The sequence below is a fragment of the Xanthomonas sp. NCPPB 2933 genome (assembly GCF_056725225.1).
Genome location: NZ_CM161518.1, coordinates 60,623 through 84,814 on the forward strand (window position 1 = coordinate 60,623; position 24,192 = coordinate 84,814).

Annotated in this window: 9 protein-coding genes and 1 pseudogene; 6 read left to right on the forward strand and 4 right to left on the reverse strand. The window is 64.0% G+C overall.

The window, feature by feature from the left end:
• Positions 1-47 precede the first annotated feature (47 nt).
• Both AC1PLU_RS00240 and AC1PLU_RS00245 read right to left on the reverse strand, forming a co-directional pair.
• Complete coding sequence (locus AC1PLU_RS00240) at positions 48-269, reverse strand: hypothetical protein (protein ID WP_205393124.1); 222 nt, start codon at positions 267-269, stop codon at positions 48-50.
• Positions 266-8,938: a glycoside hydrolase family 94 protein gene (locus AC1PLU_RS00245; protein ID WP_481107340.1), complete on the reverse strand. Its 8,673-nt coding sequence runs from the start codon at positions 8,936-8,938 to the stop codon at positions 266-268. Before AC1PLU_RS00245 ends, AC1PLU_RS00240 begins: the two co-directional genes overlap by 4 nt.
• A 462-nt stretch (positions 8,939-9,400) precedes the next feature.
• Here AC1PLU_RS00245 and AC1PLU_RS00250 point away from each other — a divergent pair, with 462 nt between their 5' ends.
• The 6 genes and pseudogenes from AC1PLU_RS00250 (at position 9,401) to AC1PLU_RS00275 (ending at position 20,356) form a co-directional block, all read left to right on the forward strand.
• Positions 9,401-11,749 carry a penicillin acylase family protein gene (locus AC1PLU_RS00250; RefSeq protein ID WP_481107341.1) on the forward strand — a complete coding sequence of 783 codons (2,349 nt, stop codon included), beginning with the start codon at positions 9,401-9,403 and terminating at the stop codon, positions 11,747-11,749.
• 252 nt (positions 11,750-12,001) lie between these two features.
• Positions 12,002-12,863 (forward strand): annotated as a pseudogene (locus tag AC1PLU_RS00255) (IS5 family transposase); the annotation flags it as partial.
• Between the two features lie 468 nt (positions 12,864-13,331).
• Positions 13,332-16,313, forward strand: coding sequence for a KAP family NTPase (locus tag AC1PLU_RS00260; protein WP_481107342.1), 2,982 nt, complete (start codon positions 13,332-13,334; stop codon positions 16,311-16,313).
• 563 nt (positions 16,314-16,876) lie between these two features.
• Positions 16,877-17,275 (forward strand): BlaI/MecI/CopY family transcriptional regulator, encoded by a 399-nt coding sequence (locus AC1PLU_RS00265; protein WP_181110700.1) that lies wholly within the window; start codon positions 16,877-16,879, stop codon positions 17,273-17,275.
• A gap of 3 nt (positions 17,276-17,278) precedes the next feature.
• Positions 17,279-18,988 (forward strand): M56 family metallopeptidase, encoded by a 1,710-nt coding sequence (locus AC1PLU_RS00270; RefSeq protein ID WP_481107343.1) that lies wholly within the window; start codon positions 17,279-17,281, stop codon positions 18,986-18,988.
• Between the two features lie 729 nt (positions 18,989-19,717).
• Entirely contained in the window at positions 19,718-20,356 is a 639-nt protein-coding gene (locus tag AC1PLU_RS00275; protein WP_481108578.1) for a hypothetical protein, read from the forward strand.
• Between the two features lie 347 nt (positions 20,357-20,703).
• Here the strand turns inward: AC1PLU_RS00275 and AC1PLU_RS00280 are convergent, their stop codons facing one another.
• Positions 20,704-21,501, reverse strand: coding sequence for a DUF1868 domain-containing protein (locus AC1PLU_RS00280; protein ID WP_481107344.1), 798 nt, complete (start codon positions 21,499-21,501; stop codon positions 20,704-20,706).
• Between the two features lie 10 nt (positions 21,502-21,511).
• Positions 21,512-24,175 carry a TonB-dependent receptor gene (locus tag AC1PLU_RS00285; RefSeq protein ID WP_481107345.1) on the reverse strand — a complete coding sequence of 888 codons (2,664 nt, stop codon included), beginning with the start codon at positions 24,173-24,175 and terminating at the stop codon, positions 21,512-21,514.
• Positions 24,176-24,192: the final 17 nt, after the last annotated feature.

Sequence of the window (24,192 nt, forward strand, 5' to 3'; positions counted from 1 at the left end):
TTGACTGTATCCAGACGCCTCTACGACTCAAATCGGTGTCCGCGCGCTTATTGCGTGCGCGTCAGCCCGTGGCGGTGCAGCAGCTGCCGCAGGCGACGCTGCACGCGCTGCAGATCGGCTTCGGCCGCTTCATCGAGAATGTCTTTGGCCAAGGCATCGAATTGCGGCCAGAACTGGCTGGGGTCGCGTACCCGCTGCGGCCACACTGACAACATCTTGCCCAGGTCGGAAAGCTGGTGATTGGTGTGGGTGCGTGTGCGCATGCTCATGTCGCGTCTCCCGGCCAGTCCAGGGCGACAGCGTGGACCGCACCGTCGTCAATCAGAGTGAAAGCAAGCTCGGCTTGCATCACCCCATCGATCTCCAGCCGGGCTTCGACACCGGGGCGCTGGGTGACGTCGATGACGTAGGTACTGCTGCCGAAGCGATAGCGCAGCTGGTACTCCGGCCAGCTGGCCGGGATGCACGGCACGATGTGCATGCGCTCGCCATGGCGTTGCAGGCCGAGCAGCGATTCTGTCAGCAGCCGGTACATCCAGCCGGCCGCGCCGGTGTACCAGCTCCAGCCGCCGCGGCCGGCGTGTGGCGCCACCGCATAGACATCGGCCGCCAGCACATAGGGTTCGGCCTTGTAGCGCTGCACGCCCGCCGCGTCGCGGGCGTGGTGGATCGGGTTGATCATGCCGGCCAGTTGCCAGGCCCGCGCGCTGTCGCCCAGATGCGCGAAGGCCATCGTCGCCCACACTGCGGCATGCGTGTACTGGCCGCCGTTTTCGCGCACGCCGGGGACGTAGCCGCGGATGTAGCCGGGGTCGTGTTCGGTGCGGTCGAACGGCGGCACCAGCAGCTTGACGATGCCGGTCTCGGCATCCACCAGTTGCTGACGCATCGCCTCCATCGCCTGTGCGCTGCGCGCCGGGTCCATCGCGCCGGACAACACTGCCCAACTCTGCGATAGCGAATCGATGCGGCATTCGTCCGAATCGCTCGAGCCCAGCGGTGTGCCGTCGTCGAACCAGGCACGCCGGTACCAGCGCCCATCCCAGGCATGCTGTTCCAGCGCGATGCGCAAGGCGTGTGCATGCGCACGGCAGGTCGCTGCGAATGCGCCATCGTCGCGTTGCACCGCCACGTCTGCGAACCGCAGCAGTGTGTCGTAAAGAAAAAAGCCCAGCCAGACGCTCTCGCCCTTGCCGTCCTTACCGACCCGGTTCATGCCGTCGTTCCAGTCGCCGCTGCCGATCAGTGGCAGGCCGCGTTCGCCCAGGCGTGCCATGCCGCGTTGCAGGGCGAGCACGCCGTGCGCGTATAGCGACTGCACGTTGCCGGTGATGTGCGGCAGGTCGTAATACGATTCTTCCTCGGGCTTGAGTGCGCGCCCGTCGATAAAGCTGACGCGCTCGTCGAGCACGCTGGCGTCGTTGGTGACGTCCAGATAGCGGCACAGCGCCTGCGGCAACCACAGAAAATCGTCCGAGCACTGCGTGCGCACACCGCGGTCTTGCGGCGGGTGCCACCAATGCTGCACATCGCCCTGCACGAACTGATGCGCGGCGCAGCGCAGCAGGTGGGCGCGGGTAAGCGCCGGCTGCGCGTGCACCATCGCCATGCTGTCCTGCAACTGGTCGCGGAAGCCGTACGCGCCACCGGACTGGTAATAGCCGCTGCGTGCCAGGAAGCGGCAGGCGATGGTCTGATAGAGCAGCCAGCCGTTGGCCAACAGGTCCACCGCCGGGTCGGGTGTGGTCACCTGCACGGTGCCCAGAATCTGCTGCCAGTGCGCGCGCACCGCCAGCAATGCGGTGTGCGCTGCGGCTACGCCACGGCTCTGGCGTGCCAGCGTCAGTGCGCTCTCGCGATCGACCGCGGCGCCCAGGCGGAAGACCGTTTCGAAGCTTTGTTCGGCTGCCAGCGTCACCGGGATCTGGATCGCCGCGCACGGGTCCAGGCCGGCACCCACGCGCCCGGACAAACGCTGCCGCGTGAGCGCGGCAGGTGCGGCCAGGCTGCCATTGCGCCCGAGGAATTCATTGCGGTCGGCGGTGATGCTGCGGTTGGGTGCATCGGCATCGAAGAACGCCACGCGCCCGTCGAATTCGGTGTTGTATGGATTGCGCGCGGTGAGCACGCTGCTGCCCAGGTCGACCTCGCTGACCACATGCAGTTGCGAGCGCGTGCGGATGTCGCCCAGCACCCATTCCACGTAGCCGGTGACGCTGAGCCGGCGTGGACGGCCCGAGAGATTCTTCAACCGCAGATGGCTGAACTTGATCGGCTGCTCCACATCCACGAACACCCACAGCTCGGTGCCGATGCCGTGTTCGATATGGCTGTAGACGCTGTAGCCGAAGCCGTGGCGCACCGTGTAGCGGCCACTGCCGCGGCATGGCAGCGCCATCGGCGACCACACCTGCCCGGTGTCTTCGTCGCGCAGGTAGAACGCCTCGCTGGAGGCATCGCCGACCGGGTCGTTATGCCATGGCGTGAGCCGGAATTCGTGCGCGTTTTCGGCCCAGCTATAGCCGGGGCTGCTGTCGCTGACCACGCTGCCGAACTGCGCATTGGCCATCACGTTGCACCACGGCGCCGGTGTGGCGACGCCTTCGTCCAGGGTGATGCGGTATTCGCGGCCGTCGGCGGCGAAGGCGCCCAGGCCGTTGTCGAACAGCACCGGCTCTTCGGCGGCGGCCTGCAGGGTCTTGTCCAGGTAGGCGGCATGCGTGCTGGCCAATTCATCGGCGCTGTCCGGTTGCCGGATCGGCTCCAGCAACGGCGGGTGCGCACGCGCGCTGGGGTGGCGCTGCAGTTGCGCATCCAGCGTGCCGTTGGCATCGCTCAGAATCGCCCGTGCCACGGTCTGCAGCAGCACGCGGTCTTCCTGCGAGATGTGTTCGATGGCGCGCACGAAGATACCGCCGGGGCGGTCTAGCACATTGGCCTCGGGGTCGGCGGCGATCAGGCCCAGGATGGCGTCCTGCAATTGCTGGCGATAGCCGGCCTGGCTTTCGTTCCAGATCACCAGATCCGCACGCAGGCCTTTCAGGCGCCAGTACGCGTGCGCCTGCACCAGCTGGCGCACCAGGTCCAGATTGTCCGGGTCGGTGATGCGCAACAGCACGATCGGCAGGTCGCCGGAGATGGCATGACTCCACAGTGCCGACTGGCCACGATGGTTGTGCAGCAACACCTCGTTGTCGGCGCGCAGTTGCGGGTCGACGAACAGCACGCGTGCGGCCAGCCGCTCGTAGAGCATGGCGTCTTCCAGCGAGGCGTTGATTTGCCGGCGGGTGACCTGGCTCTGGGTCAGCGCCAGATCGAACACGCGGTCGGCCAGACGGCGGTCGCGGTATTTGTCGATCAACGCGGTGCAGGCCTCGCGTTGGGTACCGACGCCGTAGACCATGTCGACCTGTGCCTGTTGATCCGGCGCCAGCGAGATGCGGCAGCGGATCGCCACGATCGGGTCCAGCACCGAGCCGGCGGCGCCGGACAGGGCGGCGTGATCGCGCAAGGCCAGCGGATTGCGGGTGCTGCGTCCGCGCCCGACAAACGCGGCGCGATCGGTCTCGTAGGAGATGGTCGCCACATCGGCATCGTGCACCGCCACCAGATGCAGCATCCACGGCTGCGCTTCGTCGTGCCCGCGCGGGCGCCGCGTGCATAACAGCGCCTGCTTGTCGGCCAGGATTTCGGTCTGCACGAACAGATTGCTGAAAGCCGGATGCGCCTCGTCGGCCTGCGCCGGTGCCAGCACCACTTCGGCATAAGTGGTGATTTCGATCACCCGCGTCTGCCGCGAACGGTTGCGGATGCGCAGCCGGCGCAGCTCCACATCGTCCTCGGCGGAAATGGCGATTTCCAGATGGCTGTCGTAGCGCTGGTGGCTGCCCTTGAACTCGGCCTTGGCGTCGGAAAAGATCGCTTCGTAACGTTCCACCGGCACGCAGGTCGGCTGATGCGCGGCCGACCACACCGCGCCGCTGTCCACATCACGCAGATAGCAGAACGTGCCCCAGTGGTCGCGGGTGCCGTCTTCGCGCCAACGCGTCACCGCCATGTCGCGCGCGCGGCTGTAGCCGCCACCGGCCGAGGTCAGCATGCCGTGGTAACGCCCGTTGGAGAGCAGTTGCAACGCCGGCTGCGGCAGGTTGGGGTCGCGATGGATGCGCAACGCCATACCCGCCTCGGTGGCCACCGGGCGCTCGGCTGCTTCGACCAGGCCTTTGACGTACACGCCGGCACGCGGTGCGCGCTCCTGCAACAGCAACAACGTGGCCTGGAATTGCGGGTCGGCGACAAAGCGTTTTTGCATCGGCGCATCGCGCAACACGTGATCCAGCGCCAGCAGTGCCATGCCCTGGTGATGCGACATGAACGAGCGCACCAGCGCGTGTTGTTCGCCACGCGGCACGCGCGAGGGCGTGTAGTCGATCGCTTCGTACAAGCCGAAACGCCCGTCGAATCCCAGCGCCTGCAGCTGCTGCAGATTGCGGCAGGCCGCATCGGGTTCGACCATCAGCGCCATCGCGCTGGCATACGGGGCGATCACCAGATCCTGGCCCAGCCCGCGCTTGAGCCCGAGCCCGGGCACACCGAAGGCGCGGTACTGATAATTGCGCCGCGTATCGACCGTGTTGTAGCCCGATTCGGAGACGCCCCACGGCACCGCGCGCGCAGCGCCATAGCGGATCTGCGCCTGCACCGCGCCGCGCATCGAGCGGCTCAGCAGCGTCTGCGGGTAGCTGGGCATCACCAGATCCGGCATCAGGTATTCGAACATCGAGCCGCTCCACGACAGCAGCGTTGGCTCGGCGCCGGTATCGGTGAGCGTGCGCCCGAGCGCGAACCAGCTCTCCTGCGGCAGCTTGCCCTGAGCGATCGCCACGAAGATGCCTAAGCGTGCCTCGGAAGCGAGCAGATCGTAACGGCCGCTATCCAGACGATGGTCGTCGACGTTGTAGCCGATCGAGAGCAACTGCTGGGCGGGGCTATAGAGGAAGTCGTAGTCCATCTGCGCCAGTTGCCCGGCGATATGCGCAAGCCGTTGCAGCTCCAGTACGCGCTTGGCGGCCCAGGTCTGCACGCTCGGTGCGTGGCTGCCGTCGGCGAGCTGCCGCAGCGTGGCGACTGCAGCGCCAGGGGTTTGCGCCGCGTGCGGATCGGTGCTGGCAAGCGCCGGCGCGCAATGGCTCACCTCGGCCAACGCCGCCTCGCAACTGCTCACCAGGCGTTGCGGCCACGGTTCCTCGTCCTCGCCACCGCTCGGCATCGAGGCCAGGATTGTTTGGCTCTGCGCCAGCAGCAGGCGCAGCGCTTCATCGGCCTGGTGCAGGGTTGGCGTGGGTTGGTTGCGGATCGCCTGCACGCTGTGCGTCATCGCGCTCAGCGCGGCGGTGGCGGCGTCGCTGCGCGGCTGCGCCTGCAGGGTGAGCACGCTCAGGGTATCGGCCAGCCCATCGAACACCGCCATCGACACGGCCGGCGCATCCACCAGCGCCAGCAGCCCTTGCCGCAGCGTCAACAGATGCCCGACTAGGTTGCCGCTGTCGACGGTGGAGACGTAACGCGGCACCAGCGGCACCAGCGTCTCGGTGTCGTACCAGTTGTAGAAATGGCCGCGATAACGCGGCAGCGCTTCCAGCGTGGTCAGCGTATTGGCCACGCGGCTCATCACCCCGGTCACCGTCAGGTAGCCCAGATCGTAGGCGGCCAGATTGGCCAGCAGGCCTAGCCCGATATTGGTCGGCGAGGTGCGGTTGGCCACCACCGTGACCGGGTATTCCTGCACGTTGTCCGGCGGCAGCCAGTGGTGTTGCGCAGTGCAATGGCTTTCGAAAAACGCCCAGGTGCGCCGCGACAATCCGCCAAGGAAATCGCGTTGTTCCTGCGACAGCTGCGCCACCGGCGCGGCGGGCTGCTCGCCCAGCCAGGCCATCAGCCACGGCGCGCCCATCCATGCCAGCCCCAGCGGCAGCGCCGTCCACAACGCCAACGGCGACCACCATGCCACTGCGGCGATTACCAGCGCCGCACTGCAGGCGGCGCCGGCCATCAGCTGTTGTTCGGCATTGCCGCTGCGCGCGCTGCGCTCCACTTCGCTGGACGGCGCCCACTGCAGCAGATGGCGCTGGGTGATCGACATCCGCACCAGCGTGCGCGCGATGGCCGCCAGCTGCAGCCCCGCCTCGAACGGCAGGCAGGCCAGCACCACGCCGGTGCGCAGCAGGTGCTGACGCAGCCCCATCCCAACCTGGCGCGCGTGATGACGCAACCCCAAACCCTCGGGTGGGTGCGCCAGCGCATACACCGCCGAACACAGACCCGGGAGTAGCCACAACACCAGCATCCATAGCGTCCAGCGTAAGGGAGTGGGCGAGCACAGCCAGCCGATCAGCAACAATGCAAACGCCGCCGGTGCCACCAGGCTGCGGCGCAGGTTGTCCAGCAGCTTGCCGCGCGACAACCACGACAACGGATTGCGCGCGCGCCGGCCACCGCGGTCGGGCACCCACGGCAGCAGCCATGGCAGCAACTGCCAGTCGCCACGCACCCAGCGCGCGCGGCGCTTGGCATCGGTGGCGTAGCGCTGCGGGTGGCGCTCGTACAGGCGCACGTCGCTGAGCAAACCGGCGCGCACATAGCAGCCTTCCAGCAAGTCATGGCTGAGCACGCGGTTGTCGGGGAAGCGGCCGGCCAGTACCTGCTCGAAGGTGGCCACCGCATAGATGCCCTTGCCGATGAAGGAGCCTTCGCCAAACAGATCCTGATACACGTCCGAGACCACGCGGGTGTACGGGTCGATGCCGGGCTCGATGCCGAACATGCGCGCAAAGCGCGATTCGCCGCCTTCGCTCATGCCGGTGCCCAGGCCGGGCTGCAGGATGCCGTAACCGGCCTCGACGATCTGCCCGGCCGTATCCATGCGCGGCACATTCAACGGATGCGACATCGCCCCGACCAGCGCGCGTGCCGCATCGCGCGGCAGGTGGGTGTCGCTATCGAGCGTGATCACATAGCGCACCTGCACCAGCGCGGCCACATCGCCTTGCACCTGCAGGAACTCGTGGGCCGCCTGCAGCGGCGCATCGCCCGCGCACAACAGCCGGTTGAGCGCTTCCAGCTTGCCGCGCTTGCGCTCTGCGCCCATCCAGCAGCCTTCGCCCGCGTTCCACTGGCATGCGCGATGCAGCAGGAAGAAGCGATCGCCGCGCGCATCGGCATAGGCCGCGTTGAGCCGGTCGATGTGTTGCGCCGCATGCGCCACCAATGCCATGTCGCCAGGCAACAGCGCTTGCGCGGCATCGAGAAAATCGGTGAGCAGTGCGAAGTACAGCTGTTCGTCGCGGTTGGCCAGGTAGTGCACCTCCAATGCGTCGACCAGCTCGTCGATGGCCTCGTGGCTGGCCAGCATGCTCGGCATCACCACCAGCGTGCGGCAATCGGGTGGAATGCCCAGGCTCAGGTCCATGCGTGGCAACGGATGCGGACGCACCCACAGCGTTGCCACCCAGTTGACCAGGGCGATGCCCAACTCGCTGGCGGCCAGCAGCGCGATGCCGGCGGTGATCCACCACAGCGCCGGCGGCAATGCGCTCACGCCCTGCAGCAATACACCGCTCCACAGCACGGCGATCACGGCGATCGGCAGCAGGTACACCGGCAGCGCAACGCGTCGTGCGCGTGGGCGCGGTGGTTTCGGTGGTTTCGGTGTGCCGGGTGCGGCTGGGTCGCGCAGCGCGCTACGCAGCAGCGGCAATCCCGTATCTACCAGGTAATAGCCCACGTGGCTGGCCACCGGTGCATCGGAGCCCGGCTGCGCGGCCAGGCGCAGGACGCACTCGGCCACCGCCGGCTCGTCGCGGTCCAGGCGCTGCGCCAGATGCTCCACCACATGCCGGTAGCTATCGCGGGTGTGGAAATCCATGCGTGCGTAGACATCGGCCGGATCCTTGCGCAGGATCTGCTCGACCACGCTCATGGCCTCGACGAAGTCGCGCCAATCCATCTGGTCCAGAAACCGCAGGCTGCCGATGCTGTTGCTGATCGCCACCTGTTCGGCCGCCTGGCGTTGGCTCTCGGCATGCACCAGGCCTTCCACACTGTGGCCTTCGCTTGCCAGCCACTGCTCCACCCAGGCGCTGGCCATCGACAACACCGGCCCGCGGCCCTGGATGCCGCGCGTCAACTCGGCCACGAACGCGCCGGTGGCCGGCGGCTGCGAGCGCGCCATATCGGCCACCACCACCACCACGTCCTTGGGTTGCGCCGCCGCCGTGGCGTTGAGCAACGCGGCCCAATGCGCGGCCAGGCGGGTGTCGCGGCCATCGTGCATGATGTCTTCGGCAATGCGGCGCAGGTTGTCGATCAGCGCCAGCCGCAACATGATCGGAATCGCCCACAGCTCGCCGAGTTTGAGTGGCGCCACCTGTTGATAGGCTGCAATGAAACGGCTCAGCGTGATCGTATCCACGCGCCCGTCGCCATGCGCCACTACTTCCAGGCCCAGCTCGTAGACGCGCGGCAGGCCAACCGAGGTGGGCGTGCGCAGACGCGGCAATTGCCGGCTGTAACCGGGTGGAAGATGCTGACGCGCCAGGCGCATCTGTTCTTCGACCAGATAATAGTTGTCCAGCAACCACTCGCCGGCCGGATGCAGGCGCAAGCCATCGGCCGACATTTCGGTCAATCGCGCTGCGGCCGTGCCGAGTGCGCGTTCGTTGAACTTGAGTTGCGACAACAGCAGTTCGCGGGTTGGCCCGGTGTAGAGCACATGCGCCTGTGCCAGGCTGTGCCCCAGCGCCTCCATCTGCTCGTCGCCAAACAAGGCGGCGCCTTCAGGCACTGCATCCCGCACCGACGGATGCTGCAGGGTTGCTGCTGGTTGGGTAATCGACTGCCACCAGAGAGAAAACGCAGAAGCCTTCCGCTGTGGCGGCATGGAGACATAACCTGTGCAGCATAAGAGCCGCTAGAGGCGACGATCATGCGCGCTTGCCCTGTGTGGCATGTGAAGGCAGCAATGCGGACGCGTTGCAGTCGTTCGCTGATCGACGCACGCCTCACGCGCGCTGCGCGCCGAGATGGGTGATGGAAGACCGCACGCCTGCGTTCACCCAGGCGGCGCAAAAAGCTGTGTACTGGCGACGATGATCGCCGGTTGAAGATGCGGCCAGTGCTGAGGCTGCGATTCGTTTTTCGCGCCGGTGGTTCTGCGGCAACCGCACGCAACACGCCACAATGCCGCAGCCTGCGCGGCTGCCGATGGGATAACGAACATGTCGCTGAACACCGCCCTTTTCACCCGCAAGGTGTGCCACGCATGATGTCGACACGCAGGATCTCGATAAGCACGATCTCGATAAGCACAACAGTGCTGTGCTGCCTGTTGGTGTGCCAGCTGATGCTCGACAGCGCAGCGGCGGCCCAACCGACGCACGCCACGCTGTCAGTTGCGGGGTTGGAACAGCCCGCGCAGATCCGCGTGGATCGCTGGGGTGTGGCGCACATCTATGCCAAAACGGACAACGATGCGTTTTTCGTGCAGGGCTTCAACGTCGCACGCGACCGCCTGTTTCAGCTGGATCTGCTGCGTCGCAAAGGGCTTGGTCACTTGTCGGCGGCGTTCGGGCCTGCCTATGTGCAGCAGGATCGCGCCGCGCGGCTGTTTCTGTATCGCGGCAGCATGGCCGAGGAGTGGAACAGTTACGGGCCCGACGCGCAGCGCGATGTGACGCGCTTCGTTGCCGGCATCAATGCCTACATCGATTGGTTGGGCGCCCATCCGCACGCGCTGCCGTATGAATTCCGCACGTTCGCGTATCGCCCGGAAAAATGGGCGCCGGACGATGTGCTGCGCATCCGCACCACCGGCTTGAGCCGTAACGTCAAAAGCGAAGTGGCGCGTGCAAAGGTTGCGTGCAAGGCCTCGCTTGCCGTCGATGCAGTGCGCCAGAAGTTGCAACCGGCCTGGACCACCCGCGTGCCCGAGGGGCTGGATCCTTGCCTTCCGGATGACGTCTTGAAGGTCTACGAACTGGCCACGCAAAGCCCCAGGCTCAGCGCCGACACGCACGTGGCCGACGCGCAGACAACGCCGCAGCGTCCAGGCGAGGACGCCTTTGCCGAAGGCAGCAACAACTGGGTCATCGCACCGCAAAAATCGGCCACCGGCCACGCGGTGCTGGCCGACGACCCGCATCGTGCGTACAGCGTTCCCAGCCTGCGCTATTTCGTGCATCTCAACAGCCCGGGGCTGGACGTCATCGGTGCCGGCGAGCCGACTGCACCCGGTATCGCGATCGGCCACAACCAGCGCAGTGCGTTCGGGCTGACCATCTTCAACATCGATCAGGAGGACCTGTACGTCTACCGTCTGAATCCGGCCGACAACGCGTCGTATTGGTACAACGGCAAGTGGGAGCCGCTGCACACCGAACACGCCTCCATCGCGGTGCGCGATACCGCGGCGGTCACCGAGCAGCTGCAATTCACCCGCCACGGGCCGGTGATCTACATCGATGCAGACAAGCACATCGCCTATGCGATCCGTTCGGTGTGGAGCCAACCGGGCACGGCGCCCTACCTGGGGTCCTTGCGTTATCTCAGGGCGGACTCGTTCGAACAATTCAAGGACGCACTCGCACATTGGGGCGCGCCGTCGGTGAATCAGGTCTACGCAGACGTCAAGGGCAACATCGGTTGGGCCACTGCCGGCACGACGCCGCGCCGCGTGCAGTCCGACGGCTTGCTGCCGGTGCCTGGCGACGGCCGCGACGAGTGGAACGGTTTCTGGAACGCCGATGTCCTGCCGTCATCGAAGAATCCCGCAGCAGGTTTCATCACCACCTCCAACGAAATGAACCTGCCTGCCGGCTACCCGTATGCGCAGCGCAAGATCGGTTTCGAATGGGCCAACGACGCGCGGCATGCGCGCATCACCCAGGTGCTGTCGCAGCTGCCAACGGTGAGCGTGCAGGATTCGGAAAAACTGCAGAACGATCAGGTGTCGTTGTTGGCGCAGCGGCTGGTCGCGCTGATCAAGCCGCTGCACGCGCAAGATGCCGCCACCACGGCGGCGCTCGCGTTGCTCAAACCCTGGGATGGCACGGTGAGCGCCACCTCCGCTGCCGCCGCGTTGGAAGAAGTGTGGTTCAGCCGCTATCTCGGTGATGCCTACAAGGCGCTGGTGCTGCGCCCCTCCGAGGCGGCCACCTTCGGCATGCCGGATGCGGCGGTGTTGATGGAGGCACTGGAACACCCCGGCCCCGCGTTCGGCCCCGCACCGGCCGCACGCCGCGATCAACTGCTGCTGGAGTCGCTACGCAGCGCCTATCAATCGCTGGTCGACCTGCATGGGCCAGATCCTGGGCAATGGCAGTGGGGCAAGCTGCATACCAACAAGGTCACGCACGCGATGAGCGCAGCGCTCGGCACCGATCATGCGCTGCTGGACGTGGGCCCATCCGCCAAGGGCGGCAGCCCGTACACGCCCAATCAATCCAGCTACGACCCCACCACTTTCCGCCAGACCATCGGCCCGTCTGCACGGCTGATCATCGACCTGGGCAACTGGAACAACTCGCGCGCCATGAACTACCCCGGCCAATCCGGCGACCCGGCCAGCCCGCACTACCGCGACCTCGCACCGATGTGGTTGCAGGGCCGCTATTTTCCGCTGCTGTACACGCGTGCGGCGGTTGATGCGGCGACGGAGCAGACTTTCGATCTGGTTCCGGCGCTAGTGCAATAGAGCATTGCTGGAAGGCACGTGTGTAGGCATCAAGGGGCGACGCAGATGTGCTGTCGCCTTGCCATCGAATGTGCTGCGTGGATTCGATACAGCGAAGCACACGCTCGCTTCATGGAATCAGCACGCGCAAATAGTGCGAGATAGAGCAGCGTTTTATGCGGCAACCACACATGCATCAATGCATCTGCTTTCGGCCACAAGCGGTCATCGCGATGGTTTCTCCCCAGAGCGTGTTATGAACTTTGCCCTCGTGAAGAATGGACCTTTGCCGCGCCATATCTGACACTGATGAATACGCAAGCACCGCAGCGCAAGTACGCGCTACGCGCGATGTTCAACGCACTGCGCTAGATCGAACGCGCCGGCGTACCATGGCGATTGCTTCCCAGCGATTTCCCGCCTTGGGAGGCGGTGTATCAGCAAACGTAACGTTGGCTGTAGGCTGGCTGCTTTGAGGCCATAGCCAGTGATCTGCGTTCGATCTTGCGTAGCACAAGGTAAGAAAGCGCAACCGAGCGCGGTTACTTTCGATGGCCGGATGCTGCACTCCACCTGTGAAAGCGGGCCGCGTGCTGGATATGATGGCTCTAAACGCAAGAAAGGCAGCAAGGTGCATATGGTTGTCGATACGCTGGGGCATCTGCTCGCCGTCCAGTTGACGCCAGCCAATGAGCAGGAGCGCGCGCAGGCGGCGGCAGCGCCACGCTGACCACCGTGCAGGGTGAGCCGCTCACCGCAAAGCTCAATGGCAAGAAGGTCACCATCACCGACGTCAAGGGCAACACCGTCCTTTCGTTTGCTCAAGAGGTGCAACACATGACCGGTGAAACGGTCAAGATTGCGTTTGTTGATCAGGGCTATACCGGTCAAGAACCGGCGCGGGCGGCAAAGGAAGAAGGCATTAAGGTGCATGTGATCAAGCTGCAAGAAGCGAAAAAGGCTTTGTCTTGCTGCCGCGCCGTTGGGTTGTCGAGCGCAGCTTCGGATGGGCCAATCGTTCAGACGGCTGGCACGCGACTATGAGGGATTGCCGGAAACCTTGGCCGGTTTGCACTTTGTCGTCTTCACGATTCTGATGCTTGGAAATGAAGCCACGCTCTTCCAAAGTTCATAACACGCTCTAGTCGAGGCACTCTAAATCAAGATGCACGGCGATTCCCTTACAGCGCTCTTCAGACTTTCACGTTAGTCAAAAAAATGGTATCAGGTGTCTGCAAGAGATTTCTTGACAAAATCCCCCAAAAAAACGAGAGAAAAAGTGTTATATCTGAAGCTCGGTGGGAAGTTTGCCGTCTTAGCAAAGCAGAAGGGCGTCGGTCTCAAACATTCTCTCCGGTTTCCAGCGAAAACCTTGTTCGACAACATTCAACAAGAAGCGAAATGCGGCTCATGCCTTGGGCAGCGCGAGATTCCGTAAGGATGACGTTACTCAGGCTCTGTGGCTGTACCTTACGGTCGAAGCCATCCTCGCTGGCACTGCTGCATCGGCTAAGGAGCTCAATAAGCTGTATAAGGCGAAGCCGAAGGTGTCGGCTCGACGCAAAGGCCGCAATTGATGGCTAACGTTCCGAAGGAGAGCTCGATGACGGCCACGAAACCTGTAATGAAGATGGCCGAGTTGCTGATCTTCGTGCGGTCGCTTGCCACCGGATTCTTGGTCGCGGAGATCGGACGAATCGCCTTCTACCTCGGCATAAGCTTCGTCCCAGCCTCGTCCGGGGTACCCATCTGGGCAAGGGCCGGCGTGATGATCGCAGGTGCGGCTCTGTGTTCGATCTATGCAGCAAAGCGTGGTGCATTTGCTACCGCAGGACGAATGGCCCGTAGCATGCGTGTCGACCTATTGGCTGCCACTGGTATAGGCATCTGGGCAAATGGACTGGCGTCACCTTGGCTCGCGAATGCTCACATCGCGTTAAAGACCGCAGATCCGCAGTGGATGCCAATGATTTTTTTTCTGCTCTGCGCCATCTTGTTGTCGCCATTGGTCCAGCTATATCTTCCGAGATCAAAGAAGGCTGTTCCACAGCTTTACTTCATAGCGGACGAGGAAATAGAAAACGAGCGAGACGATTTGCTCGCAAGTAAAACGCAAGCCAAGGCGTTTGCGGAAACTGTCCTAGAAAGCAGTGCGTATCCGGGGCTTGTCTTTGGTGTTGATGGCCCCTGGGGTGTAGGCAAAACAAGTTTTATCAACATGGCTGAACGCTACTGGGCCCTTGCCAAAGACAGGGTCATAGTTTGCCGATTCGAACCTCTTCGGTATGCATCGGAGTCCGACCTAGCGGACCGCATGATTCGGGACCTGTCCAACGCGATCCAACGACAGGTCTTCGCCCCAGAATTCAGGCCGGCAGCGTCTCGGTATTCTCGCCTGATCAAAGGAAAGGCCGATGTTTCGTTCCTTGGATTCAAGCTCTCCTTGGAACCAGGTCAGGAGACCGTCGAGGAACTGCTTGACGATATCGACGAAGTACTCAAGCGAATCGACCGTCGCGTAATCGTCGTCATAGATGACTTGGATCGCTTGGACGTAAAGACCACGAACAGCATTCTGTTCGCCACTCGACGAACATTCAAGCTTTCCCAAGCAACCTACGTTCTCTGTTATGACACCGAGATACTTGCCGGGAGCAAAGAGGACGACACTAGAGCACGCGAGTTTCTGGAAAAGTTTGTGACCGTCAAGCTGAGCTTGTTCGTCGATAGCTCAAGAATTCGAGATTTCCTCCGTCGAGATTGGCAGCGCGAAGAAAATCGGCTTGGCTCAATTCCATCCGATACAATGCTGAAGCTTGGTGCCGTGCTAAACGAGCTAGCCGATATTCTTGACGGCGACCTGGCAGCGAGGTACCTGCCCCTCGTTGGCGATCTGCGTAAAGTAAAGCGGTTCGTCAATGCAATGATACTTATGCAACTTGAGAGAAGTGATCTAGGCCGGACGGATTTCAATAAGCGCGACCTAGTCAATCTTATCCTTCTGCATTTAAACTACCCAGGGTGGTTCAGGCGCATCTATGCCGAAGAAACGGAGGGTCGCAGCGGGATTTTCTCGGCTCGCCGCGAATACGACGATCGCAAATACAAAAACACTGCCGAGTTCTCAAAGCTCGTGGGTGAGGACCGCGGAACCGCGGGGTTCTTACTCAGACAGATTTTTGACATGGAAGTTTTGCAACTCGGCGATTTCAGCAGCTTGGATGAGAATGTCCTGGCGTCACGGGCATGCTTCAACCGAGACTCATCTCGAAATCTAGAGAACTACCTCAAGCTCATTGTGCGATTCGCTACGCCTGAACCTCGGGAAACCTTTGTTCTGTATCAGGATGCCGTGAACAAAGTTCAAAAAGGGGCCTCTATTTCTTCAATTCTGACGTCAGCTGAATTCAAGCTTGAGTTGGGAGAGCGCGCGCATGATCAGTTCTGGAGAGTGCTTGTCAATCAATCTCATAACTTCACCCACTCCGCTGCGGATGATGCCATCAACACCCTAGTAGATTATCTCCCTCACTATTCGTCGATCGAGAATGGGGACCGAGGGTTGCGGCCGAGGTCGATCTACTCCCTGCTGCGACTCCTGGACCGCGCTGGTTGGGAAAGGACGTCTGGTCGGCGGCGCCCCAACTCTGCGGAAAACATCGTCGAGATCGCATGGCGGATCTTCGGTGAGGGCATCTACGAGGGGAAGGGCCTACTTCAATGCATCGCCAACGACGACCGTGGGGTTCTCGGCTGGAACGATCTGATGTTGTTTAGGCTCCAGTGCTCTGCAGATCGTCAGGCACAACTGCGCAACTTGCATTCTGCCCTCATCCTTCATCAGGATTCAAACGCACTAACAACGGGTTACGTCAGAAACCTCGCCCTAGTGGGGATGAGAAAGCTGTCTCAGGAGGTCTTCGCGCTCTTCAAACGCAGCTACATCGACTCGCAGCGGAATTTCTACTCTGAAGTCAAGGACATGCAGGATGAAGCTCTCCTAGGTGATGCGTCGCCCCGTATTGTCTCGCAGATTTCAGGTCGAAGAGAGTCCGAACCGAGCGCCCCTTCGCTCGGCCAGCTAACTTCCTCGGCACGTTACATTGTTAATTCCTTCGTGATTTATCAGCTAAGCAATTCATTTCCTCCGAATGGTTCGGGCGTTGGTTGCGGGTACTACGACGAATCAGGAGCGGCCGACTGCGGTGGCATAGCACGGCTGATGAACATGTATGCATTTGATTTCTGTTTTAACCCGGCCTTCGAAGAGGACAACGTTTTTCATTTCCTTGATCACTGCCTCTCGCATTTGACCAATGCCTTTTTTTCGGACAACGATGAGGATAGTTACATTACGACCAAGACAGGAATTCTCGGAGGTTTTGATGCAAAGGAAATGGGGCTGTACTGGGGCAAGCACCGTAATCTTATTCGCCAGAAAGTCCTGCAAGTCCAAGATCGGCGCGTAGTGATGAGCAACTACATAGCCTCATATCGCGATGATCTGCCAGGAGTCTTTACCGCACTCGATGCATTGGCCGACGAAGCGACTGCAGAAGCCACGAAATCCGAGGGGCATTGCTGATCTGCACCCGCGCGCGAACGAACTAACCATCGAACCCGTCAATGGTGATTCAGCTCACCAGCCGCGCGTATTTGGGGAAAAGCCGCTTTCGAGCCTAGCGGACATCCATATGCCTCGATTGAGCAAGGTTTCGACCCGATTGCTTGGTCTTGTTATACGCCGACTTGTTAGTCGGGCCCGGTAGCCCTAAAAGCCTATTCAAAGTCCTCTTATGAGGAAACACAGCACTGCGCAAAACATCTCGCGAGGCCTGGCCCTGTTCAATCCAATAATTGCATTAAGTTGCGGTATGAAACCCACTCGGGCTGAGACTGCGGGATGTGTCCCACGGCGCGACAATGCAAAGCGAGCAGAGTTGTTTCTCGAACCCCGGGGATAGGGGCAGAAGGAGACGTTGGGCGCGGGTCGAACACCACAGTTCGGCGGGTGCCTGCAGACCATAAGTTTGTCCAAAGGCGACCAAGCTATGGTGCGCGCGCCCATCGGAAATGCACGCTTCCCCCCTGCCATCCGACCTATTGACTACACCTGTCGCCAGGCTTACGGTAGCGACAACTGTAGTCATGGAGAGCGGCATGCGCGGCAAGACCATCGGGGACCAGGAACTGGCCCTGCTGCAACACATCGAAGAACAACGGCACGCCAGTGTCGGCGAAGTGGCGGCCGCGTTCGGTGAGCCGCGCGGGCTGGCGCGCTCCACCGTGCTGACCATGATGGAGCGGCTGCGCGCGAAGGGCTTTTTGCGCCGCAAGCAGGTGGACGGCATGTACCGCTACAGCGCCACCACCGGCCAGGACGATGTGGTGCGCTCGGCTGTGGGGCAGTTCGTGGAAAAGACCTTGCAGGGCTCGGTGTCGCCGTTCGTGGCGTGGATGTCGCAGCGCGCCGAAGTCAGCGATACCGAGCTGGCCGAACTCGAAGCCCTGGTCGCCAAGCTGCAATCGCAGCGCAAGGAGGATTGAGCCATGTCGCCCCTGATCGAATCGCTGTTATGGAAACTCGGCGCCACCAGTGTGCAGACCGCGGTGCTGACACTTGCGGTGTGGGCGCTGTGTCGCGGGGTGAAGCGCTTGCCGGCCACCACGCAAACCTGGCTGTGGTGGTTGGTAGGCGTGCAGGCCGTGGTTGGCCTGCTGTGGAGCGCGCCGCTGCAGTTGCCGGTATTGCCGGCGCACACGTTTGCATCTGCGCTTGGCAGCGCCGACACGTTGGTGCCGATGGCCACGGCCACGGCCGCCGCATCGACAGCCACCGCTGCCAGCGCGACGGCGCACGCCATGGATGTCACGGTCTGGTCGTCGTGGGCCACGTGGTTGTTTGCGGTGTGGGCTGCCGGCGTGCTGGTGATCGCGGCCGGCACGCTGCGCGCCTATTGGCGCAGCCGTGCGTTGGTACGTGCGGCCCAGCCGTGCACCGACAAGGCGTTGGTGCAGGCACTGCAGATGGCGGCCGAGGCGCACGGCTTGTCGCACCCACCCGCGTTGCGGCTGTCCTCGCAGATCGATTCGCCGCAGTTGATCGGCCCGTGGCGGCCGGTGTTGCTGCTCCCGGCCAAGCGCCTGGCGCAGATGGCCGACGACGACCTGGACATGGCGCTGACCCACGAGTTGATCCACCTGCGCCGCCGCGACCTGTGGTGGGGGCTGCTGCCGTCGCTGGCCCAGCATCTGTTCTTCTTCCATCCGCTGGTGCACCTGGCCGCCCGTGAATACGCCATCGCCCGCGAAGCGGCCTGCGATGCGGCCGTGGTCGCCGGGCATCGCCATTGCCGTCATGACTATGGACGCCTGCTGCTGCAGTTCGGGGTATCGCCACGTCCGCTCGGTGGCGTGGCAAGTGCCTCGCCGTCGTTCCTCAGCTTGAAGCGCAGGCTGGTGATGTTGCAGGACACCAGCGCCTTTCCGCGGCTGGCCGCGGCGGTGATCCTGGCGACGGTGGCCGTCGCCGGCGTGCTGCCGCTGCGCCTGGTCGCAATGCCGGTGCCGGCAACGTCCACCAGCATGCGGCCCATCGTGGTGACCGCCCCGGCAGCGCAACGCACGCCCGGTACGCCCGGCGGTGTGTCGTTGGTGGATGCCGCAGCGCCGATGAGCGCACTGCCCGCGGCACCGGCTGCCCCGGCGTCGCACGGTGTCATCGCCGATGTGCTGGGCGCCGAGCCACTGCCTGGTGCAGATGGGGATGCAACGCAAAGCCGCTGGGATGTGGAGCTGGACCGCGTCAGCCGCGAGGCCGCCGCCACGGCGCTGCGTGATGCGCAAAGCGCCATGCAGGATGTGCTGGGTGCCGACAACCGCGAGCTTGAACGTCGCCAGGAACAGATGCAGGACGCGCAGGACGCGCTGCAGGAAGCACGCGAACAGCTGGCGTCATTGGGCCCGGAACTGGCGCAGGCCAAACAGGACGCGCAACAGCAGGCGCGCGAAGCCGAGCAACAGATTCGCGAGGTGGCGCAGCAGCATCGCCAGGCGCAATACGCCTATGCCGCGGCGGTGCGGCAAGCGGCCGAGCTGACCCGGCATCAGGCCGAGATGGACAAGCAGGCCGCACGTCAGGCCCGCATCGAGGCCGCGCGCGGGCAACAGGAAGCGGCGCAGGCGCAACGGGAGGCAGCGCAAGCGCAGGCAGACGCCGACCAAGCGCAAGCAGACGCAGAACAGGCGCAGAACAACTAGGAGCCATGAACGACACGACTGCGCGCACCGTCAGGCGGGCGCGGTCGGTGCCCGGAGCCGGCATGGACCACGCGCAGGCCCCGGTTCTGGGCGAACCCTCTTCTTAGCGCGCCATCTACACCAGTTGACGCTCGCTCGCACCGTCTTGCCGGCCGTTGCAGCTACCGAACAGAGAGAGCCAACCGCAGCGGGCTCGCTGCAGACCGCACGTCGCGTCAGCACCGTTTCTAGCGGCCACGCCTCGGCAACGTGTGGCGTGCAGTCACCGATCCGCTCCTGGCCGTGCACGGCCGGCAGACCCGTGGCAGCGTTAATGACACCAAGCACCTGCCGGCATCGTGCGATCGCATCGCGCCAGGCAGCACCTGCATCGACACGGGCCCGCCACAGCCCGGCACTTCCTGCGTAACGACGCTGCGCAGCGTCGGCAACGCCGTGGCCGCGTGATTGCTGTGTCCCACCCCGTCTGCGTGTCCTGCGCAGGCGGTACCTACCGAGCTGTGACTTTCGTGGAGATCTCTCATGATCCAGACCGCTTCCCCACTGCTGTGCCTACGCACCGCGTTGCTGCTGGCTACCGCCGCACTCGCTGGTCCTTCGCTGATCGCAACTGCATCTGCATCGCATCCACTTGCGTTGGCTGTTGTGCCGGCAGCGCCTGCCATGCCGGCGCTGCCGGCACCTGCGGCTTCTCCTATCGCGCCAACAGCCAGTGCGCCAACAGCGCCTTTGGCACCCGTCGCACCGGTCGCACCCAGTGCATCCAATGCAGCACCAACCCCGGTCGCACCGCGAGCCAGAGCAAACGCACCGTGCGGCAAAGCCACCGCAATCACCCAGGACGAAGGCGATGCCTATGTGTTGGTGCACGGCGACCATCAGGTGATGCATGGCTCGCGCAGCGATCTGCAGACCGCACGCGCCTATGCCGGCAATGGCCAGCGCGTGTTGTGGTTCCGCGCCGATGGCGTGCAATACCTGGTGCGTAATCCGACGCTGATGCATCGGCTGAGCGCGGCGCATGTCCGCAGCCAGCAACTGGCCGACGCCCAGGCCATCTTGGCGGCACGTCAGCATGCGCTGAGCGAGCGCCAAGCCGCACTGGCCGCACAACTGTCTGCGCAGACCGAGCCGCGTGCGCTCCAGGCCTCGACACGCACGCAATCTGCCGCTGCATCCGCATCCTCGCAACAGGATGCCATGCCCGAGGCGCTGCAGGCATTGGCCAGGGAGCAACGTGCATTGGCCGACAGGCAGGCCGCGTTGGCGACCAAGCAGGCCGGTGCCTCCAAGCTCGCCACGCGCGAAGCGCTGAAGGTGCTGCGCGAGGCGTTGGACCGTGGCCTGGTGACACGGGTCTCCGGTTAGTCGCATCGTGTCGCCATCGTGCGCGGGTAAGCTGGATACGCTGGTGCCTGTCTGCTCGCCGATACTGAGCAACAGGCATCAACCACGCACACAGGTGTCGCCATCACACACAAAATTCAACGTGCTGCAAACGCCTGCTTAAACGAAATATTCGGTCTTTCGATAGGGCAAATACGCCGGCAATTGTGAGTTGGCGAGATTGCGTACCCTCACCCCAACCCCTGCTCCGCGCCCCGGCCCGCGCTTGCAGCGCGGGCGCTCCAAGGCACGCGCGCCAGTGGCACGCAAGCCGTGCCTTCTCGCCCCGGAGGGAGAGGGGCTTCTGTATTCGCCACATACGCCCAACTTCAAACCTCACGCACCTCACGAAACGCGTCCATGTCCTTGAAGGTACAAAAGTGGAAACGCGGCACCGTGATCGGGCCTGCCGCCGCAAGCCGCTTCAACCAATCGCCCACCGCAAGGCGATAGGCCACCTGCTCGGCCGCATCGAGCGTCTCGCACAGGTAAGCCAACGAGATGTGGAAGCGGAAATTGGTGTAATCCGGGCGCTGCAAGTTGGTCAACGTCATCAATGCCTGACGCGCCGTCTCCAAGCGCTGCGCGGTGGCCGCGTCGGCAGGCAGCAACGGAATCAGCAGATTGTCGTGGCTACCGGTCCTGGCCGCCGTGGGGTCGACCAAAAACCGGCACGCGCCGAGCGGTGCAGCATCGCGCTGCTGCAACTGCGACAGGAAGCTGGCGTTGATGTCGGCTAACGCCACATCGCGCGCCAGATCGCTCGGCCATGGCCCGTGCGCGCGGTCGGTTTCATTGACCCCGCCCAGCAAGGTCACGTGATAGCTGCTCGGCGGCAACACGGCCAGCTTGTTGGCAAAGCGCTGCTCGGGCAATTCGCGGTAGATCTCCAGCACCCGGTCGAAACTGTCGTAGCCATCGCCCTGCTGTTCGAGATGGCCCACAAACGTATTGCCGGCAAACGGCATTGGCCGTTTCGAGCGCAGGAATTTGCGGCCCACATCCGGCGGCGGCGCTTTATCGGCGAGATCGGCGAGCACCGGCAACGCGGTGGACAGCAGCGAGGCGCCGGCAGCAGCGGCCAGCAGCCGGCGCCGGCTGAAGGTGGTATCCAGACATGGCGACATACACAGCTCCTCAAAGTTTGACATTGACGCCGACCATCACGGTGGGGGCCATCTTCCAGGCCGATTGCACATATTCCTGATCGCGGCCGATGCGGTACTGGTAGCCCTGGCCGGCCAGATTGAGCACGTCCAGGCTCAGCGACACCGCCGGCGACACATCCCAGCCCAGTTTCAGATCGATGCGGTCCAGCGGTTGCTGGTAACGGTTGCGATAGAACTCGGGCAGGCTGCTGTAATTGGGAAAGCGGTCATCCCACAGCTCGCCGGTGCGGCTCCAGGCCAGCGTGGTGCGCAGTGGGCCACGGGCGTAATTCAGGGTCAGATTCCACAACTGCCTGGGCTGCTGCGGCAGTACGTCCAGGGTGGTGCGGGTGCCATCGCCGAGCACCACCGGGTACTCCACGTCCAGGAACGTGACATTGGCCGACACCGACAAGCCGTCCAGCGCAGGCAGCAACGGCCCCAGCTCCTTGATGGCTCCCAGCTCGGCGCCACGCAGGCGCACCGGCCGGTCCACATTGCGTGGCTGGGTGACCAGCACCTGCTCGCCGTCGATGCTGTCCATCTGACCGTAGCGGAAGATTTCATCGTCGATGGTCTTGTGGAACAGCGCGATCGACAGCAGGCTGCCGCCGTCGTCGAAGCTCCAGTCGTGGCCAAGGTCCAGGTTCTGCGAGCGGCGCGGCTGCAGGTCCGGGTTGCCCTGGTTGAGCGTGGGCGGTGTACTGCCCAGCTGCAGCACGCCGCCGTTCAATGCCATCTGGTCCAAGCGCGGGCGGCCGATTGAGCGCGAGGCACCAAAGCGCAGCGTGCCGTTGGCGCTGGTCTGCAGTTGCCCGCTGAGCGATGGCAACCAGTTGCGGTAGGTATGCACCGCGCTGACCGGCGTCCAGGTGGTTCCGCTCAGCTGCTGGCCGGCGCTGGCAAAGCGGGTGTGTTCCAGACGGATGCCGCCAGCCAGCAGCCAGCGCTCGCCGCGCCATTGCGCCTGGGCAAAGCCGGCGCGCACCTGCTCGTCGACGCTGTAGCTGCCGCTGTTCTGCGCGGTGGTGTCCACCACACCGCGCGCCTGGCCGGCGAGGGCATCCCAGCGCGCATCCGCCAATGCCGGGTCGATGGTCATCATCTGCCTGTTGCAGCCCAGCGCGCAGGTGGGGCTGCCCAGCACGTCGGCCAAGGTGTCAGGCAAGCCGTTCCAGGTGGTGCGCTGCACGTCGGTGCGCATGTGCGTGCGCACCTGCCGCGCGCCAACGGCCAGCCCCAGCCCACGGCTGTCCTCGTCCATGTTGCGACGTAGCTCCAGCTGCAGATCGCCGACCCGTTCGGCGTAGCCGGTGCGTTCCTGCTGGTGATAGAGGTTTGCGTAGCGCCCCGGGTCGTCGGCCAGGGCCGGGGCCAGGGGCGTGAAGGCGGGCAGCGTGCCGCTCCAGTCGAAGCCGTAGGCCAGGCGATTTTGCTGGAAGCGGTCCCAGGTCTGTGGGTTGTCCACCGTTGCGCGCGAGGTGCTGGCGCGCAGCGCGGCGCGCCACTGCGCCGGCAACTCGGCCAGCAGTTCGCCGTTGATGCCCGACAGCGCGCGCTTCCAGCGCAACTGCCCCAATTCCACGTACTGATTCACGTTGTCGAGCGTGCCGCTCTGCGGGCCGGTGCGGCTCAGGCGCGCGCTGTTCTGCACCTGGGCGTTCTGGGTATAGCGGTCCGAGGCCTCGCGCTGGCGGAAGCTGTAACCGGACACATGGCCGCTGAGCGGGCCCTCCGGCTGCCAGTCCACGCGCGCGGTGAGGCTGCGCCGTTCGCGAGTGTTGTCGTAGTTGTACCAGCGTCGCTCGCTGGGCACCGCATCGCCGGTGCCGCCATAGGCCACCGGATCGCGCGTGCCATTGGCGGCGTACCAGTTCAAGCCGCCGCCGTTTTCCTGCTGCGGCACCGAGATCTCGCGCCGCCATTGGCTGGCGGCGCCCAAAAAGGCGAACTGCCCGTCGCGACCGAAGCGCTTGCCCCACTTCAGGTCGCCCTCGCCAACCGGCGTCCTGCCGCCATAGCGGCTGCCCATCAGGTTGGCGCCGCCCTTGGCCGAGAAGGTGAGCAGGCCGTCCGGGCGGCCGAAGCCGGTGGCGGTGACCAGGTTGGTGACGCCGCCGATCGCGCCGCCGTCGTTTTCCGGCAGGAACGACTTCACCACATCGATGCGGTCGACAAAATTGGCCGGCAGCACATCCATCATTGCCTGGCGGCTGCCGATGTCGTTGCTGGCGAACGCAAAGCCGTCGATCAGCATGCTGTTGTAGTTGCCGTTGAGGCCGCGCACCGTCACGTAGCGCGGCTCGCCCTGGTACTCCACGGTGCTGACGCCGGTGACCCGGCGCAGCGCATCGCCCACGTTGAAGTCCGCCAGTTGCCCGATGCTGTCGGCGGCGACCGAATCCACGATGGTGGGCGCGGCCTGCTTGGTGGCGATGGCACGCGTGTTCTGCGACTGGAACGAGGTGCGCACCTGCACGGCATCCAGGGTCTGCGCCGAGGCATCGGCGGGCGCCTCGGCAGCCTGGGCCGGCGCGTGCATCCAGCCCACCACGGCCATGCCCAGCGCGAGCGACAATATGCGACGCTGCGGGCCGCAGGCCGGACCGGGCAGACACACAGGGCCAGAGGAAGAGGGATGAAACAGACGCATGGCACGATCCGCGATGT

Coding starts and splice junctions, on each gene's coding strand:
- AC1PLU_RS00240 (WP_205393124.1), bottom strand. CDS start 269: ATGAGCATGCGCACACGCACCCACACCAATCACCAGCTTTCCGACCTG.
- AC1PLU_RS00245 (WP_481107340.1), bottom strand. CDS start 8,938: ATGCCGCCACAGCGGAAGGCTTCTGCGTTTTCTCTCTGGTGGCAGTCG.
- AC1PLU_RS00250 (WP_481107341.1), top strand. CDS start 9,401: ATGCTCGACAGCGCAGCGGCGGCCCAACCGACGCACGCCACGCTGTCA.
- AC1PLU_RS00260 (WP_481107342.1), top strand. CDS start 13,332: ATGACGGCCACGAAACCTGTAATGAAGATGGCCGAGTTGCTGATCTTC.
- AC1PLU_RS00265 (WP_181110700.1), top strand. CDS start 16,877: ATGGAGAGCGGCATGCGCGGCAAGACCATCGGGGACCAGGAACTGGCC.
- AC1PLU_RS00270 (WP_481107343.1), top strand. CDS start 17,279: ATGTCGCCCCTGATCGAATCGCTGTTATGGAAACTCGGCGCCACCAGT.
- AC1PLU_RS00280 (WP_481107344.1), bottom strand. CDS start 21,501: ATGTCGCCATGTCTGGATACCACCTTCAGCCGGCGCCGGCTGCTGGCC.
- AC1PLU_RS00285 (WP_481107345.1), bottom strand. CDS start 24,175: ATGCGTCTGTTTCATCCCTCTTCCTCTGGCCCTGTGTGTCTGCCCGGT.